The 16,261-nt window shown below is 68.8% G+C and carries 12 protein-coding genes and 1 pseudogene; 10 read left to right on the plus strand and 3 right to left on the minus strand.

What is annotated here, in order from left to right; all coding sequences use genetic code 11:
- Positions 1 to 35 precede the first annotated feature (35 nt).
- The 5 genes from IG08_RS0109040 (at position 36) to IG08_RS0109060 (ending at position 6,101) form a co-directional block, all read left to right on the plus strand.
- A complete protein-coding gene (locus IG08_RS0109040; RefSeq protein WP_030598589.1) occupies positions 36 to 326 on the plus strand; it encodes a type II toxin-antitoxin system Phd/YefM family antitoxin in 291 nt (96 codons plus the stop codon).
- Entirely contained in the window at positions 319 to 771 is a 453-nt protein-coding gene (locus IG08_RS0109045) for a PIN domain-containing protein (protein ID WP_030598592.1), read from the plus strand. The genes IG08_RS0109040 and IG08_RS0109045 overlap by 8 nt, the downstream gene beginning before the upstream one ends.
- A 101-nt stretch (positions 772 to 872) precedes the next feature.
- Positions 873 to 2,684: a DUF4357 domain-containing protein gene (locus tag IG08_RS0109050; RefSeq protein ID WP_030598594.1), complete on the plus strand. Its 1,812-nt coding sequence runs from the start codon at positions 873 to 875 to the stop codon at positions 2,682 to 2,684.
- Positions 2,681 to 3,925, plus strand: coding sequence for an McrC family protein (locus IG08_RS0109055; RefSeq protein ID WP_030598596.1), 1,245 nt, complete (start codon positions 2,681 to 2,683; stop codon positions 3,923 to 3,925). The genes IG08_RS0109050 and IG08_RS0109055 overlap by 4 nt, the downstream gene beginning before the upstream one ends.
- A 40-nt stretch (positions 3,926 to 3,965) precedes the next feature.
- Positions 3,966 to 6,101 carry a UvrD-helicase domain-containing protein gene (locus tag IG08_RS0109060; protein WP_030598599.1) on the plus strand — a complete coding sequence of 712 codons (2,136 nt, stop codon included), beginning with the start codon at positions 3,966 to 3,968 and terminating at the stop codon, positions 6,099 to 6,101.
- A gap of 28 nt (positions 6,102 to 6,129) precedes the next feature.
- Here the strand turns inward: IG08_RS0109060 and IG08_RS0109065 are convergent, their stop codons facing one another.
- The 3 genes and pseudogenes from IG08_RS0109065 to IG08_RS62970 form a co-directional block, all read right to left on the minus strand.
- Positions 6,130 to 7,782, minus strand: a complete 1,653-nt coding sequence (locus tag IG08_RS0109065) for an N-6 DNA methylase (protein ID WP_030598602.1) — start codon at positions 7,780 to 7,782, stop codon at positions 6,130 to 6,132.
- 107 nt (positions 7,783 to 7,889) lie between these two features.
- Complete coding sequence (locus IG08_RS61180; protein WP_234342834.1) at positions 7,890 to 8,063, minus strand: hypothetical protein; 174 nt, start codon at positions 8,061 to 8,063, stop codon at positions 7,890 to 7,892.
- A gap of 31 nt (positions 8,064 to 8,094) precedes the next feature.
- Positions 8,095 to 8,259: pseudogene (locus IG08_RS62970) on the minus strand (hypothetical protein); the annotation flags it as partial.
- Between the two features lie 214 nt (positions 8,260 to 8,473).
- Between IG08_RS62970 and IG08_RS56400 the strand changes: the two are divergent.
- The 5 genes from IG08_RS56400 to IG08_RS0109100 all read left to right on the plus strand — a co-directional run bounded on the left by IG08_RS56400 (position 8,474) and on the right by IG08_RS0109100 (position 16,256).
- Positions 8,474 to 10,801 (plus strand): DUF6232 family protein, encoded by a 2,328-nt coding sequence (locus tag IG08_RS56400; protein WP_420823283.1) that lies wholly within the window; start codon positions 8,474 to 8,476, stop codon positions 10,799 to 10,801.
- 12 nt (positions 10,802 to 10,813) lie between these two features.
- On the plus strand, positions 10,814 to 11,992 hold the full coding sequence (locus IG08_RS0109080) for a lipase family protein (protein WP_030598607.1): 1,179 nt from the start codon (positions 10,814 to 10,816) through the stop codon (positions 11,990 to 11,992).
- Positions 11,993 to 12,659: 667 nt separating this feature from the next.
- The gene (locus IG08_RS60005) at positions 12,660 to 12,995 is read left to right on the plus strand and encodes a hypothetical protein (RefSeq protein WP_158812197.1); all 336 of its coding nucleotides are present in this window, start codon (positions 12,660 to 12,662) and stop codon (positions 12,993 to 12,995) included.
- Between the two features lie 430 nt (positions 12,996 to 13,425).
- Positions 13,426 to 15,030 (plus strand): TIGR02677 family protein, encoded by a 1,605-nt coding sequence (locus tag IG08_RS0109095; RefSeq protein ID WP_030598611.1) that lies wholly within the window; start codon positions 13,426 to 13,428, stop codon positions 15,028 to 15,030.
- Complete coding sequence (locus IG08_RS0109100) at positions 15,027 to 16,256, plus strand: TIGR02678 family protein (protein WP_030598613.1); 1,230 nt, start codon at positions 15,027 to 15,029, stop codon at positions 16,254 to 16,256. The genes IG08_RS0109095 and IG08_RS0109100 overlap by 4 nt, the downstream gene beginning before the upstream one ends.
- Positions 16,257 to 16,261 lie beyond the last annotated feature (5 nt).

Raw genomic sequence — 16,261 nt, forward strand, 5'->3', positions numbered from 1 at the left:
TCGCCGCCATGTAGAACGAGTAGTACGTTAGGGATATGAGTGACAACGCGGAGGTCCCGCTGAGGGAGCTCAACCAGCAGACATCGCGGGTCCTGGCCCGTGTGGCGGCCGGTGAGACAGTGACCATCACCAAGGACGGGGTGCCCATCGGGGACATCGTGCCCCGCGGTGCGCTGACGGGCCGGCCCGCCTACCCGTTCCGTACCGACCCCATGGGCGAGCTGGACCTTCCGGACCTGGGCGGCCCCGTGCTGGACGACGACGAGATCGAGGCGGTGCTGCGAGGCATGGGCACAGCCACCGACGGCGCGGGGACCGATGACTGACATTCCGGTCGCGATCGCCGACACCAACGCCCTGTACCGGCTGTTCACGCCCAAGGACCCCCGGCACGCAGCCCACCGGGCTGCCCTCGCCCGGACAGGCCACCTAGTGGTGTCCTCCATGGTGCTCACGGAGCTCGACTATCTGCTGACCTCACGGATCGGCCCCGCAGCGGCCATGAACGCACTCGCCTTCATCGCCGGCCAGGCGGAGGCCCGCCGGTTCGAGATCCCCGACACCGCACCACACCTTCGGAGTGCCATGGCCGTGATGCGGGGGTACGCGGACGCGGACAGCGGGGCGGGAGTGGGGCTCGTCGACGCGATGAATGTCGCCCTGGCGTCGGCCTTCCAGACGGCGGACATGTTCACTACGGACAGCCACTTCCGCACGATGCGACCGCTCACCGGCCAGCCTGCCTTCCGGCTGCTCCCCGACGATCTGTGACGCCGCCTGCTTGTAGCCGACGGTCAGCCATGCGGTTCGGAGCTGTTGTCAGTGCGAGCACCTACTGTTGCAAGGATCTTCTGTCGAAGAGAGCGGGGACAATGGTTAACGAGCACACGGAGTACCCGGAGTTCCTACTGCGTCTACCCAATGGAGGACCGCAGGCCCGGGGCCGTGTCCTGCCCGAGAAAGGGATGAACGGAAGCCTGAAGTTCCTCGTCCTCGCCGGCTCACCCGTGCGGGCGGAGACAATGCCCGGCATCGGGCCTCATCCGTCGGCGCAGCGAGAACGGCTGTTGGCGGACGGCGGTATCGGGACGGCATCGGACCAGTGGCCGGGATATTGGGAGACGACCCGGGACATCGAATGCAACTCCCCTTCCGCAGCGGCATCGGTGATGACCGGGCGTAGCTCCGACGGTCTCTCGGAGTGGCGCACGGAAGAGGGCTTCCCCCTCGTCGACTACCTCGGCGCCTCGTGGCGCACCCCTCACAAGGCCTGGCTGGTGCGGGGCTCGAACGTCTCCGGGCGCGATCTGGTCAAGCGGCTGTGGGTAACCGAGGACTGGGTGACTCTCGCGGCCACGCACCTGCCTCGGGTGGACGAGGACGCGCCGACCAAGAGCGTCCTGCGGCGGTACGTACAGGAGGGATACGACGCCACCACCTCGTACAGCCAGAAGCAGGCGATGGCCGACGAACTGCACTACTTCCTGACCCAGATGCGGCAGGGCGACACCGTCTGCACGATCTCGGACGGACAGCTGTACATCGGAACGCTCACGGGAGACGCGGAGCAGGTCGAGTCCGAGGGAGGGCTGTCGAATCTGCGGCGGAAGGCCGAGTGGCGGTCCGCTGGTATTTCGTACGACGAGTTGCCGGAGGCGCTCCAGCAGAAGCTGTCCGTGCAACACGACGTCGTCGACCTGACCTCCGTACTGGCGCTCGTCGAGGGACTCGGACGGAGCGACGAGGAACTCGCGCAGGAAGCCCAGGCCATAGAGCGGGACCCGAGCGTGGAGATCCCGGCGATCATCGCCCGCCGTGAGCCCGAGCTGCCCGGCCCCACGGATGAACTGGCGGCCGAACTCCTCGTGCACGACACGGTGTGGCTGCGTGAAGTACGCGATCTACTGGCCGATGACCGCCAGTTGGTGCTCTACGGGCCGCCCGGCACCGGCAAGACATACCTGGCGCTGAAGCTCGCCGAGTTCCTCGGCGGCGGGCCCGAGCAGGTCAAACTCGTGCAGTTCCACCCGTCGTACGCCTACGAGGACTTCTTCGAGGGCTTCCGGCCTCAGGAGGACCCGCAGACCAGAGAGGTCGCCTTCCGGCTCACCGCGGGCCCGCTGCGCGAACTCGCCGACCTGGCCTCCCGCGAGGGCAACCGGCACATCCCGCACTTCCTGATCATCGACGAGATCAACCGGGCCAACCTGGCGAAGGTCTTCGGCGAGCTGTACTTCCTGCTGGAGTACCGCAACAAGTCGGTCCGGCTGACCTACTCCGGTGACGACTTCGCGCTGCCGCCGAATCTGTTCGTCATCGGCACCATGAACACCGCCGACAGGTCCATCGCCCTCGTGGACGCGGCGATGCGCCGCCGCTTCGCCTTCGTCGAACTGTCGCCGCGTACTGAGCCGACACGCGGTCTGCTGCGCCGCTGGCTGGCCATGGAGGGCAAGGACGCAGAGCCCGCAGACCTGCTCGAGGCGCTCAACTCCCGTATCGACGATCCCGATTTCCGTATCGGGCCCTCGTACCTGATGAAGAAGGGCGTGTACCGGGAGGGCGGAGTGGAGCGGACCTGGCGGACAAAAATCCTGCCCCTGATGGAGGAGCATCACTACGGGGAAGGCGTGGACATCGAGAAGCGGTACGGGCTGGCCGCACTGCGGGAGTCGCTGGGGTGACGTCCGCAGTAGACGCCGTGCAGTCCGTCGAACTGGTCGAGCACGCGCCGGCGAGCCGTCTCGTCCTGCCGGATGCCGTCGGCCGTGCCCTCGCCACCTCCGACATCGTGGAGGCGACCCCGGACCCGTACACGCCTGGGCATTGGCTGCTGCGGGCCGGCAGCAAGGTCGGGGCCGTAGCCGTCACGGCACCGGGCGGCGGCGAACCGATCACCGTACGCATCACACCCAAGGTGCCCATCGTGCGACTCTTCTTCCTCCTCGGCTACAGCCTTGATCCGAGAAGGAGTTGGCGAGACGGCGAGGTCGAGGTCGCCGAGCACCGCGATCTGCTGCCTGCACTCGCCCACGCTGTGGAACGGCAAGTGGACCGGGCCCTGCGACAGGGCCTGTTGCAGGGCTATCGGGCGACTGAGGAATCTGCGCTCGTCGTCCGCGGCCGGATCAGGGAGGCCGAACAGATACGGCGGCGCTTCGGGGCGATGCTGCCGATCGAAGTGGCGTACGACGAGTTCACCACCGACATTGCGGAGAACCGCATCCTCCGTGCGGCCGTCGAACGTCTCCTACGCCTGCAAGGCATACCGCGCGACGTACGCCGCAGGCTGCTGCACCAGCGCGCCCGCCTGACCGACGTCACGGCGATCGTGCGCGGACAGCCGATCCCCAATTGGCGTCCCACACGCCTCAACTCCCGCTACCACCAGGCTCTGCGTCTCGCGCGCGTCGTCCTGGACGGGGCCTCCGCCGAGCACGGTCCCGGCGATCTGCGCATCGACGGCTTCCTCTTCGACATGAACAAGCTGTTCGAGGACTTCGTGACAACCGCCCTACGGGAGACCTTCCACGACCGGGGCCGAGGTTCGGGCGGCCACACCGCCCGCCTCCAGGACTCCCACTACCTCGACGAGGCCGCCGCGATCCGCATGAAGCCGGACTTCGTACTGTACGAGCCGGACGGCACGCCATGCGCGGTGGTGGACGCCAAGTACAAGGCCGAGCGACCGGGCGGTTATCCCGACGCCGACCTGTACCAGATGCTGGCGTACTGCACGGCCCTCGACCTGTGCGAAGGGCACCTGGTGTATGCGAAGGGCAATGCTCCGCACGCCGCCCACCAAGTGCGCCACTCGGGCATCGTCATCCATCAGCACGCCCTCGACCTGGACCAGGAACCCCCCGGACTGCTCACGGACATCAAGGAGGTGGCCCAGCGGCTGGCGAACACCCCGCGCGTATGATCGACTGCGGAGTGTTCGTCCAGGGTGGGGAGTTCACCTCGTGCCGCAGCTCGCGTTCGCCAACAGTTTCTGGGAGAGCTACGACGTCCTGGAGAAGCCCGTCAAGGCCGGCGTACGCAAGGCGATGCAGAAGTTCCAGCTGCTCACCGTGCCCGAACTGCAGGCGGACAAGGGCCTCCATCTGGAGTCCGTGCAGAACGCGCAGGACACCCGCATGCGGACCATCCGCATCAACGACTTCTGGCGCGGGGTCGTTCTCGCACCGGACGACGGCAGTGATGTGTTCCTGCTCGTCAACGTCGTTCGGCACGACGACGCGTACACCTGGGCGGCCAAGCGGCTGTACACGACGAACTCCGCGACGCGGGCACTCGAAGTCCGCAACGTGGTCGCCATCGAGCAGTTGACCCCGGCTCTGGAGAAGGTCGCCGCGGCCGCCGAGTCCCTGCTCTTCGCGAAGTACTCGGACACCGTGCTGCGTGAACTCGGCATCGACAAGCAGGTGTTGCGGGCGGTGCGGACCATCGTCGACAAGGCACAGCTCCAGGCGTTCGAGACGCTCCTGCCGGAGGACCAGTGCGAGGTGCTGCAGTACCTCGCCGAGGGGTTCAGCCCCGACGACGTGTACCGGGACGTGGTCGCCGTACGCCGTCCGGTCGATGCGGGTCCCGACCCGGACGAGAGTCTGGCCGTCGTCATCGCCAACACCACGAGCCGCATCACTCTGGTCACCGGTCCCGAAGAGCTGGCAGACATCCTGGAGAAGCCGTTCACGGCCTGGCGCGTGTTCCTGCACCCCTCGCAACGGCGGGTCGCCTATCGGGTGTCGTACGGCGGCCCGGTCCAGATCACGGGCGGTCCGGGCACCGGCAAGACGGTCGCGGCCCTGCACCGCGTCAAGCACCTCCTCACGCGCTCTCCCGACACCCGGGTCCTGCTCACCACGTACACGAACGCCCTGGCCGCTTCACTGCGCGAGAACCTGTCTCTGCTCCTGGACGGCGATGACGCGCTGCTCGGCCGCATCGACGTGACGACGGTCAACGCCTACGCGCACGGTGTCGTGACCCGCCTCGACGGCAGGTCCCCCTCCCCCATGAATGATCGGGAGGAACGGCAGCTGTGGCAACGTGTCGTCAAGCAGCTGGGACTGCCGTGGTCGGAGCAGTTCCTGGCTCAGGAGTACCGGCACGTCATCCTCGCTCAGGATCTGCGTACCTCCGACGACTACCGCACCGCCTTGCGGCGCGGTCGCGGGAGCGCGCTGCCATCGGCTCGACGCGACCAACTGTGGTCCGCCATCGAGCTGTTCGAGTCGACGCTGCGTGCCCAGAAAGCCACCACGTACCTGAAAGTGTGCGCGCGTGCGGCCGACCTCCTGGCCGGTTCGTCGCCCACGCACGACCACGTCGTGGTCGACGAGGCCCAGGACCTGCACCCCGCCCAGTGGCGCGTTCTGCGCGGTGCGGTGGCACCCGGCAGCGACGACCTGTTCATCACGGGCGACCCGCACCAGCGCATCTACGACTCGAAGGTCTCGCTCGGCTCCCTGGGCATCTCGGTGGCCGGACGCACCCACCGTCTGCGCATCAACTACCGCTCCACGGAGGAAATCCTCGTCTGGTCGACCGGCATCCTCAGCCCGGTGTCGGTCGACGATCTGGGCGGTGAGGGCAGCGACAGCCTGGCCGGTTACCGTTCCCTGCTGCACGGCCGAACCCCCCACACCGACGGGTACGGCTCCGAACAGGTGGAGGTCGCGGCCCTCGTCGAGCGTGTCGAGGGCTGGATAGCCCAGGGCATCCGCCCTTCGGAGATCGGCGTCTGCGCCCGTTTCAACGTGCTGCTGGACAAGGCGTACGACAAACTGGCCGCGGCCAAGGTGCCGGTGGTCCGAGTCAGGGACAACCCGGGACCGGCCGTGGAGGGGGTACGGCTCGCCACCATGCACGCCATGAAGGGGCTGGAGTTCCGCTGCGTCGCCGTCCTGGGGGTGACGGCGGGCGCGGTGCCGTTCGCCCGTGAGGTGACGCCTGCCTCGGTGGACGCGCTGCAGCACGACTCGGATCTGCTGCGGGAGCGGTGTCTGCTGTTCGTGGCATGCACGCGGGCACGGGAAGCGCTGGCGGTTTCGTGGAGTGGAACCGCCAGTTCGTTCGTGCCGCGGATGAAGTGACGTACCTGGCAAGCGATGTGGCGATCTGTCAGCTCTCGGGTTCGAGCGCTCCGTTGCCCAGACCGTCCCTTGCCAAGCTCGCCACATCCCGGCTCAGCTCCACCACCCTCCGCGCTCGCTCCTCGAACTCCTGGAGCGCGCGGAAGGCCGACCCGTACCGGCGTTGATCGGTGATGGCCATCTGTGGGATGCGGGCGCCCTTGCCGTCGAGGCGGAAAGTGCCGCTGGCGCTCGTGGAGCGACGGGTGTTGGCCGCGCTGCGCAGGAAGCCCTGGAGGTAGTCGGTGTCGAGCTGGTCGCTGACCGAGACCGGTTCCGGATCTCCGTACTCGACGAGCCCGGCGCGGGCGAGGTCTGCGACGCTGACGGTAGGTCCGTCCGGGGAACTGGGGGCGTCCCCCGCAGCCAGGGCCGGCAGCAGTTCCGCCAGCAGCCGCACCTGCTCGGTCAACTCCCTTCGCAGGGAGTCGTATTCAACCGCGTAGTCGCGATGCGACTCCTCGACATGGCGGCCGGGCGTGAGATCCACCGTTTCGTCGAGCAGATCGATCAGGGAAAGCTCCGCCAACTGGCCGGGGGACGGTTCCAGCGAGCCGTCCGGATCACCCGCCGTCAGATCAACCATGCGGACGACAGTGACGGCATCGCCCAGGGCCCGCGGACGGCGCAGATGCCAGAGGTGGACCGGAAGTGCGTGCGAGGCCGCGGTGCCGGACGGAAGGGCGGTGACCTGGGTGAGGATGCCCCGTCGTACCAGCTCGGCGCGAATGCGGCGACCCGCCTTGCGATAGGCCACCGAGGCGGGCATGACCATGAGGACGCGACCGCCGGGCGCGGTGTGCGCGTAGGCGTGCTGCAGCCAGGCGAGTTCACCTTCGGCGCGCGACGGGATGCCGAACTCCCAGCGCGAGTCGAGCAACAGGTCCTCGCGCCCCCAGTCGGGCTCACTGACCGGCGGATCGCAGACGACCAGGTCGGCCCTCAGCTCCGCCCATCGGTCGTCGCGCAGCGAGTCTCCCGTGGCGACGGCCACACCAGTACCTCCGGTGAGGTCGGCCCGCAGTTGCGCGAACCGGGCACTGCGGGCGTCGGACTCCTGCCCCCGGCGCATGGGCCCGCGCTCGGGGCCGACAGCCAACAGCAGCGTGCCGATGCCGCAGGCCGGGTCGAACAGGGTCGCGTCGGAGGCCACCTCGCCGACGAAGTGGCGTACGGCGCGGACGATGCGCGGCGAGGTGACCTGGTCCGATCCGGCCCGCCGTACGGAGTCGGTGAATCGCTCCGCGAGGGCACTCACCACCTCGGCCGCGCCACTGCTCTCGGCCAGCTCACGCGCGAGCCCGACGACGTCAGACGGAAGCCCCGCGGGCGCCTTCCCCTCGGCGAGGAGACCGGCGGTATCCGCGAGCCCGCCGACCATGTCGTCACCGTAGACTCCGCGCAGCGCCTGCCACAGCTGCACGTCCACCGAGACGTCCTGCCCCTTGCGCTGCCTGTCCAGCCAGGTCTGCACCTCGGTCAGGTCGAACAGCGGACTGTTGACACCGCCACCGGCGGGCGCCGGGAAGTCGCCGTAGCGTCGCCGCCAGTTCGAGACGGCGGCGCGGGTGACGCCCGCCAGCCGGGCGATCTCGGAGCCGGTGACCAGCGGACCGGCCGGTGGGGCGGGGGTGTCCGTCATACGGGCAACCGTACACAAGATCGATCGCGCCATCAATGCGTGAATTCGTTGACGACGTCAACAATGCATTCATCGCGTGGTCGTGTACCGAGCCTTCGGCGGCCCATTCATTCCTGGAGCGACTCCGCGAAGAGGAGCAGCTGCTCGTCCTCATCGCCTCGTTCCCGCGCCTCGGGTTCCTCCTCCAGTCCGGGTGCCGGGTACTTCGCCGGATCCGGATCCGCAGCCGGAGCTACGTCGTCCCCCTCCGGGGCCTCCTCCTGCCCGCGCGTCGGCAACACGTACTGCTTGGCCGATCCTGGCGCGGGCGTCGCGTCGCAGCCAGTCCTCGGGGTCGGTGAGGATCGCGTCCACGTCCGGAAACGGCTTACCGAAGGCGATGTCCGCGAGCAGCCGCGCGGGGCCACCGTCCGCCCAGCCGTCCGCGAAGGCTTCCTTCTCCTTGTCGAAGCGCCGCTCCAGCTGTGCGAGGGCCAACCGCTCGCTGAGCGGGACGCCGGGCAGGACGGGGACGGGGACGGGGACGGGCGGCGCAGCAGACGGTCGTGCGGCTGCCGTACTTGGCCCAGCGAGCTGTCACGCGCTGCGAGAATCAGGTTGCCGAGAAGACCTCACTGTCCATTCCGTCGCCGCCCGCACCGACCAGAGGAGGCAGCCTGTGAGGCCCATTCAGTCAACGGTCCAGGTCCGGGTGAGTGAAGGTGTGTTGTGGGTGGGGGGCGAGGCTTACCCCCTGCGCTATATCTCCCGCGTTGGACTGCGTGCGCTGGAGGTCGACAGACGCTCAGCCTGGAAAAAATGGATCCTGCACACTCTCAGCTGCCTGGTATTTGGTGGAGGCCTGGCAGCTTTCGCAGGAACCATCGGGGCGGCCCCGTTGGTCGGTGTGGAGGCGCTGCTGGTCTGGCGGCTCATTACAACCATCAACAAACCAGCCTTGTACAGCCTGGTCGTCAACACCTCCGGCACTCAGCACGATGCTGTGTGGTCCACGGATAGAGACGAAATCCAGTACCTCATCGGCGAGATCACGAAGGCGATCGGGGACCCGGACATCAGGCAGGTGACCTATAACGTGCAGCACGCCTTGCAAGGGGACCTCATCCAGCAGTACGGGTCCGGAATCATCGGCAAGGCTCAGCACAGCGGCTCCGGCAACATCGTGGCCGCTGACGTGCAGCGCTCCGTGCGGGGGGACCGCATCCAGCAGTACGGCTCCGGGAGCATCGGCAAGGCCGAGCACAGCAGCTCCGGCAACATCGTGGCCGCCGAGGGGCCCTCCGGCGAAGCCGCTGCCGAGCACGCGGCCGGGACCGGGGGAACCACTGGGGGGCTCGGCCCGGCCGGACCGGAATCGTCTTCCGAAACGCCGGACACCGGCGCCGGGACGTCCGCCCCGGTTTCGACGGACGACGACGCGTCCGAGCCCACCAAAGGGAATGCGGGCGCGGAAGACATCGCCGATGACCCGGGCAGCACGCTTCCGCGCTTGAGCGGACAGGTTCACCGCAACGATGCTCCGTCACCGCCGCTTCCCCCCGTGGTAGTCCCCAGCAACGATGTCGGTTCGATGGAGCCGCGGTCGCTGGTTGCGGAGCTGGCCGAGCAAACCTCGCCCGGCCGGGAGGTACCTCTCCATGTGCAGATCGTCCGAGGGAATGGGCGGGGTGTGCAGCTGCGCTCCTTCCCCATCCCACGAGACGGCGCCCGGGTGATGGTCACCATTCACGCTCCGGGCCTGGTGGTGATCGATGAGCTTCAGCAGGAGTTACACGTCGTACCCGGCCGGGACTCGGATGTGTTGCGATTCCGGTTGAAGGGCACGACACCGGGGCTGCACCAGGTGACCGTACGAGCGTTCCGGGGCGGCACATTCCTCGGAGATGTGACCTGTCAGATCTCGGTGGGATACGGCAGTGTTACGAGGGACGGTCCTCAGCGCCATGCGCTGCTGCCCTCCATGGCGTTCGATCCCGGGGAGGTCACTCTCCAAGTCCTGAGGGACGAGGCGGCCGGCACCTTCAGCTTCCAACTGATCAGCGAGACGTTCTACGCACCCGAGATCTTTCACTTCAAGGCCGGCGACCCCCGCCAGGCCACCGAACAGATCTACTCCGAGCTGAGGAGAGCAGCAAAAACCGCCACGACGGGTGGCGCCGACGGGGATGCGCTGCGGCTGCGCGACCGTCTGCGTAATCACGGCGTGCAGCTGTGGACCTCCGCGGTACCTCAGGCCGTTCAGCGCCAGTTCTGGGACGAAGCCGACCAGGTCACGGCCTTCACCGTCCTGGGCGAGCACGACATTGTCCCCTGGGAGCTGCTGTATCCGTTGAACGAAGGGCGTGAGGACAGAGGTTTCCTGGCCGAGTGGCTCCCTGTGGTGCGCCGAGTATTCGGCCAGGACAGAGTCCGCAGCATCAGCATGCCGCGCGCGGCGTTCGTGGTTCCGCCGGGCTCCCCTGCTGATGCGGGCGAGGAAGTGACGTCTCTGCGTGCCCGGTTGGGCTCGGGGATGGCCGACGCCAGCGTGCTGACCGAGCGGGTGGCGCTGACCGCGCTGATCGAGGGCGGGCACGCGGGTCTGCTCCATTTCGCTTGCCACAACGCCTTCACCGGTGCCGGCTCGTGCGTGACTATGGCCGACGGGCCCTTCGACCCCATTGACCTGGCGTCGGCGGCGCAGCTGCGCACACTGCGCCCGCATCGCCCTCTCGTGTTCTTCAACGCCTGCCGAAGTGCCGGCGAGATCGACTGGTTCGGCGAGAGCCTGGGATGGGCACCCCAGTTCCTCAACGCGGGCGCGGGCGCGTTCGTCGGCACTCTCTGGCCCGTACGGTCACGATCCGCTTTGCAGTTCGCCGAAGCCTTCTACGACCAGTTGATCACCCATCGGCAGCCACTCGGCCAGGCTTCACTCGCTGCCCGGCAGGCCATCCGCGACCTGCACGGCGGTGATCCGACGTGGCTGGCCTACGCCGTGTACGGCAGCCCCGCCGCCACCGCGCACACCACCACGTAGAGGGAGTAACAGGTGAAGGATCCGGTCTTCGTCATCCACGGCGTCGCCAACCGTGACCGGGACGAGTTCGCCACGGCCGTCTCGGCGCTCGCTGCGGCGACCCAAGTCGACATGGTGCCGGTCCACTGGGGTGACCTGGGCGCGCAGGACCAGTTCATCGACGCCGCGCTGCCCAACTACCGGACTGATCCGGACACCTTGCGCGACAGCGAGGCACCGGAGCCCGTCAGGGCCGAGCACTTCGCCGCGGACATGCCCACCGGAACGATCGACGAAGCCCGGCAGCTGTCGCAGGTCAGCACCGCCGTACGGGCACATCTCGGCGCATGGAACGACGGGGAGAACGAGGGGCTGCGGAACGGCGACCACCATCAGCTCGATCCTGATCAGATCCTCGAGTACGTGAGGGAGGCATGGGTCGACACCGTGTGGCTCCGTCGCACCGACGACCCACAGTTGCTGCATGAGACCGGGCGCTCTCTGGCACATTCGCTCCTCGACGAAACCGATCCCGAGGGGGACGACTCCTACCAGGGACTGCGCGGTGGAGGAGCCAACGGTCACGACCACCTCCATTCCCTGGTGCGACGTCGGCTGAACGACCTGGACCGTGTCGTAGGCGCAGCCGTTCAAGCGATGGGCGCCCGGCTGAACCACGCCGTACGGAACCGATTCGGGCCCGGCACCACACGTTTCCTCGGCGACGTGCTCGTCTACCAACGCCACCAGGATTCCGTCCACGCCCGCGTACGCCAGGTCATCGACGAGGTGCACCCCGACCTCGGGCGCAGTCCCGCCCGGCCAGTGCGCATCGTCGCCCACAGCCTGGGCGGTGTCATCGCCGTCGACATGGCCACCGCCACCGTGCCCTTGTGGACCGAGTCCCTGGTCACATTCGGCTCCCAGTCAGCCTTCTTCCACGTGTGCGATCCCAGAGGAGGGCAGCTGACTCCATACGGAGGCAGCATGCCCGTTCACCTACCCGCTTCCCTGAACCGCTGGACCAATCTCTGGGAGCCGCTGGACGTGCTGGCCTTCGCCGCTTCCAAGGTGTTCCTACTACACGACGGCACCGCTCCGGTGGACCTCCCCGTCAGCCACCAGGCCAGCACCGGCATGTGGACCCACTCGGCGTACTGGGACCTTCCCTACGTCGTCTCGGTCATTGGCGACGTCATGCGCCAGGGTTAGCCGGTGCAGGCCCACTGAGTTGGTTCCGCCCTGAAGTTGCTGGTCAAAGTGTGGGGCACGGACGGGTGGCCGGTGCTGACGTGGGTGATGCGCGGCGAATCATGCGGACCGAGCAGCTGCACGAGGAACTGGTGGAGATCGACACGGACGTGGCTTGGCTGGAGGCGGCCGAAGTGGTGATCGTCCAGTTCATCGAGACCGAACGTGCGAGCGAGGCTGACGTCCCTGAGAAACAAGACCGAGCACCGACTGTTCTCGCACACCACCTGGGGCTCCGCCACTTCGCAACAGGGCACGTCCTGCCTCACGCAGTCGCAAACCGCGAGCGGACACAACAGCACCGTGTCCCACCCATCCGAACCAGCACGGAGCCGTCACCGGCCCCTCCGCTTCAGGGACTTTTCAGGGACTTTCAGCGCTGCCTGAGGGACTTCCAAGGGACTTTTCGCCGCCTAACGCGGCAAGCCCATGAAAGATCGGAAAGGGCCTCCGTCGCAGATCAGAGGCCCTTTCCCAGGCAAAGCCGCAGGTAGCGGCAGACGAGTCGGGCTGTACGCCGGGGACAGCTACGTGACTCGTGACAACGACCTCTGACCCGCGCGGGCGTTCCGCGTGGCCAGAGGCCGGGCACATCGCGTGCACGCCGACCGAAGCAGGGTTCGCCGCAATGGAAACTCAGGATCGGGGCATTGCGATCATGGATTTCCACTGTTCTGATTCACTGCTTGGTACTGCCGCTACCCATGCGACATCTCGACCTTTCCTCTCGTGCCGACTCTCCATGGCCCCGGCTTACTCAGGCAGCGATACCAGGGCAATCAGCGGCGTGCGGGGCAGCGCCTGGGCGCCGCACAGCTCCTCCAAGAAGGCCAGCGCGTTGTCCCAGCGCCAGGATCTCACCCACGGAACCTTGCTCAATCCTCCGCCGACCGTCGGCATCAGCGACTGGGCCACCAGCTGGGACGAAGACCGAATCCGCGTCCGCGGCGGCTACCTTGCCTGACCATTTGGCCTTCAGTAAACGATCTTGCTCTCTCTTCCCGTGGACCCGAGACCCGACGGCAAGTGGGACACAACGGCCACCCGGACTTCATCTCACGTAGATGCCCCCGCCATCGACGTCGTCGGAGTCCCACGGTCGGCACCACCGTTGCCCGCCGGTGGCGGCGGGCAGGCCCTTCCCGCCTGCTGACGCCGGTGGCTGGTGCATTGCGCCCCGGGCGAGGGACGACAACCCGGGCTCCCAGGGGCCGCCATAGAGTCTCGGGCCCGGGCCGCCGAGTCCGAAAGCCGCGTCGGCGACGGCAGGGCTCGGGCTCGCGACATGCGGTCAGCTGAGCGCATACGGCGAGAGCCCCCACCCAGCGACACCCTCCGTAAAGCCCAGGCCACGATTGCCCCACCGGCACGTCCATCAGAGAGAATGCCAACCGATGACGTCGACGCCTTCCGGACCGGCACGGGCCGGGTATGCGCCCTTCGCCCACCTCACCGTGCCCAACGCCGCCCTGTATCGCCGGGTGATGGGTGCGTTCCTGGCCGCCAAGGAGCGCTTCGCGGTGCATCTGCGGCCCGAGGACGTGTTCGCGGTGCTGCCGCCGGAGTGCCGGCCCGCCGACTTGGATGCCGTGGTCAAGGCGCTGGACAGCCTTGTCGAGTGGGGCAATCTGCGGGCGGATCCGGACACCTCCCGGGTCACCGCGGTCGAGGACTTCTACCGCAAGCGCTTCATCTACCAGCTCACGCAGGCCGGCGAGGCCGCCGAGCTGGCGCTGTCGGCGTATGACGAGGCGCTGGGGCGGCGTGGTGCGCTGCAGGCGGTGGCCCTGCACGACATCGTCACCCAGCTGCGGGCCCTGCTGGTGATCGCCGCCGAGCAGGAGGACGAGCTGGAGGGCGAGCCGGACGCGGCCAAGGCGCATCTGGCGCTGTCCGCGCTCACGAGCCGGTTCGAGGCGCTGGCGGAGAACGCGCGGGCGTTCATGGGCTCTCTGCAGCGCACCATCGACCTGCACGATGTGGAGGTCGAGGTGTTCCTCGCCTACAAGGACCGCCTGATCCAGTACCTGGAGCGGTTCATCCAGGACCTGATCACCCTGGGCGGGCGGATCGCCCTGCTCATCGGCGAGTTGGAGGAGCGGGGCCGGGTCGGTGTGCTGTTGCGGCTGGCGGCGGCCCGGGAGGCGGCCGACGCCGCCCCGGACGAGGCCGAGAGCGCCGAGGCGCGGGCGTACGAGCGGTGGGTGGGCAGGTGGTCGGGGCTGGCCGCCTGGTTCGTGTCGGCGGACGGCCGCGAGTCGCAGGCCCGCCTGCTGCGCGGGCGCGCTCTTGGGGCGATCCCGCAACTGCTGGCGGTCGTACGCCAGTTGAACGAGCGGCGGGCCGGGCGCTCGGACCGCTCGGCGGACTTTCGGACCCTGGCCCGCTGGTTCGCCGAAGCCCCCGACGACGCGGCGCGGCACCGGCTGTGGCGCGCCGCGTTCGGGCTGTATCCGGCACGTCACCTCACCGTCGACGCCGACACCCTCGACCGGCGCGCCGCCCAGGCGGTGGCCGCCTCCACCCCGTGGGCCGAGGCCGAGCCGCTGCGCATCAGCCCGCAACTGCGCCGCACCGGCAGCTACGAGCGGCGCGGCAAGACCCGCCGGGTACAGGACCGGTCCGAGCAGCGCAGGCGCCTGGCCGAGATCGCCGCCAAGCAGGCGCAGGAGATCGCGGCCGCCCGCGCCCGCCTCGCGACGGACGGCACCACGCGGCTGTCCGCGCTCGGCGAGCTCGACCCGCTCGCCTTCGGTCTCTTCCTTCAGCTGCTCGGCGACGCCCTGGCCACCTGGCGGCCCGGCATGACGGCCACCGTCGCGACCAGCAACGACGGCACGATGGAGGTCCGGCTCACCGCCCTGGCGGACGGGACGACGGCCCAGATCCGCACCCCCGGCGGCACCTTCCGCGGACCCGACCACCTGGTCGAGATCACCGATCTCACCCGAACCGGTCAGGTGCGCGCCGACGACACTTCGACGGGAGGGGAGCGATGACCACGCCCCTGGGCGAGGTGCTGGACAGCCGGCGCGCCGCCGAGTTCCACAAGGCCGCCCGCGCGCTGCTGAAGGAGCCGCTGCTGCTCGCGCACGGCCCGCACGCCGAGGAGTTCCGGCTGGTGCGCCAGCACGCCGACGACCTGCGCGACTGGTTCGACCGCAACACCGGCTGGCCGCTGCGGGTGGACGCGGAGGCGGCGCGGCTGGGCAGGGCACCCGGCACCCTGGCCGACCCCACCCATCCGGCCCGCGAGGCCTCCCGCGCCCGCGCGCCCTTCACCCGCCGCCGCTATGTGCTGCTGTGCCTGGCGCTGGCCGCGCTGGAGCGGGGCGAGGCGCAGATCGCGCTCGGCCGGCTCGCCGAGCAGGTGGTCCTGGATGCCGCCGATCCCCATCTGGCCGCCGCCGGCATCGAGTTCACGCTGGAGCGGCGCGAGGAGCGGCTGGACCTGGCGGCGGTGGTACGGCTGCTCATGCGGTACGGAGTGCTGCGGCGGGTGGCCGGGGACGAGGACGCCTACGTCAGCGGGGCGGGCGATGTGCTCTACGACGTCCAGCGCCGCGTCCTGGCCGGACTGCTCGCCGCCCGCCGCGGCCCGTCGATGATCACCGCCGACGGCTTCGAGGACCGCCTGGCCGAGCTGGCCGCCGAGAGCGCCCTGGACAGCGACGAACTGCGCTTCCGCGCCATCCGCCAGCGGCTGACCCGGCGCCTGCTGGACGACCCGGTGCTGTACTACGCCGAGCTGACCGACGCGGAGCTCGCCTACCTCACCCGCCAGCGCGCCTTCATCACCGCGCGGATCACCGAACTGACCGGCCTGGTCGCGGAGGTGCGGGCCGAGGGCATCGCCATGGTCGACCCCCTGGACGACCTGACCGACGTACGGATGCCCGAGCAGGGCACCCAAGGGCACGTCACCTTGCTGCTCGCCGAGCACCTCGCGGCCGCGAACGGCGCGGTCAGCCGCGGTGAACTGGAGCGCAGGGTGCGGGAACTGGCCGTCGAACACGGCGGCTTCTGGTCCAAGAGCGCCAAACAGCCGGGCTCGGAAGCGGAGTTGGTCGACCAGGCCCTGGCCAAGCTGACCGCGCTCGGCCTGGTCACCGCCGCACCCGGCGGCGTCGCCCCGCTGCCGGCGTTGGCCCGGTACGCGGTCGGCGAGACCGTCGTAAGGGAACCGGGAGTCCCTGCCCCCCGTACCTCTCAGCGAAAGGCGTGAGAGCT

The sequence above is a fragment of the Streptomyces fulvoviolaceus genome, from assembly GCF_000718165.1.
GTDB lineage: Bacteria > Actinomycetota > Actinomycetes > Streptomycetales > Streptomycetaceae > Streptomyces > Streptomyces fulvoviolaceus.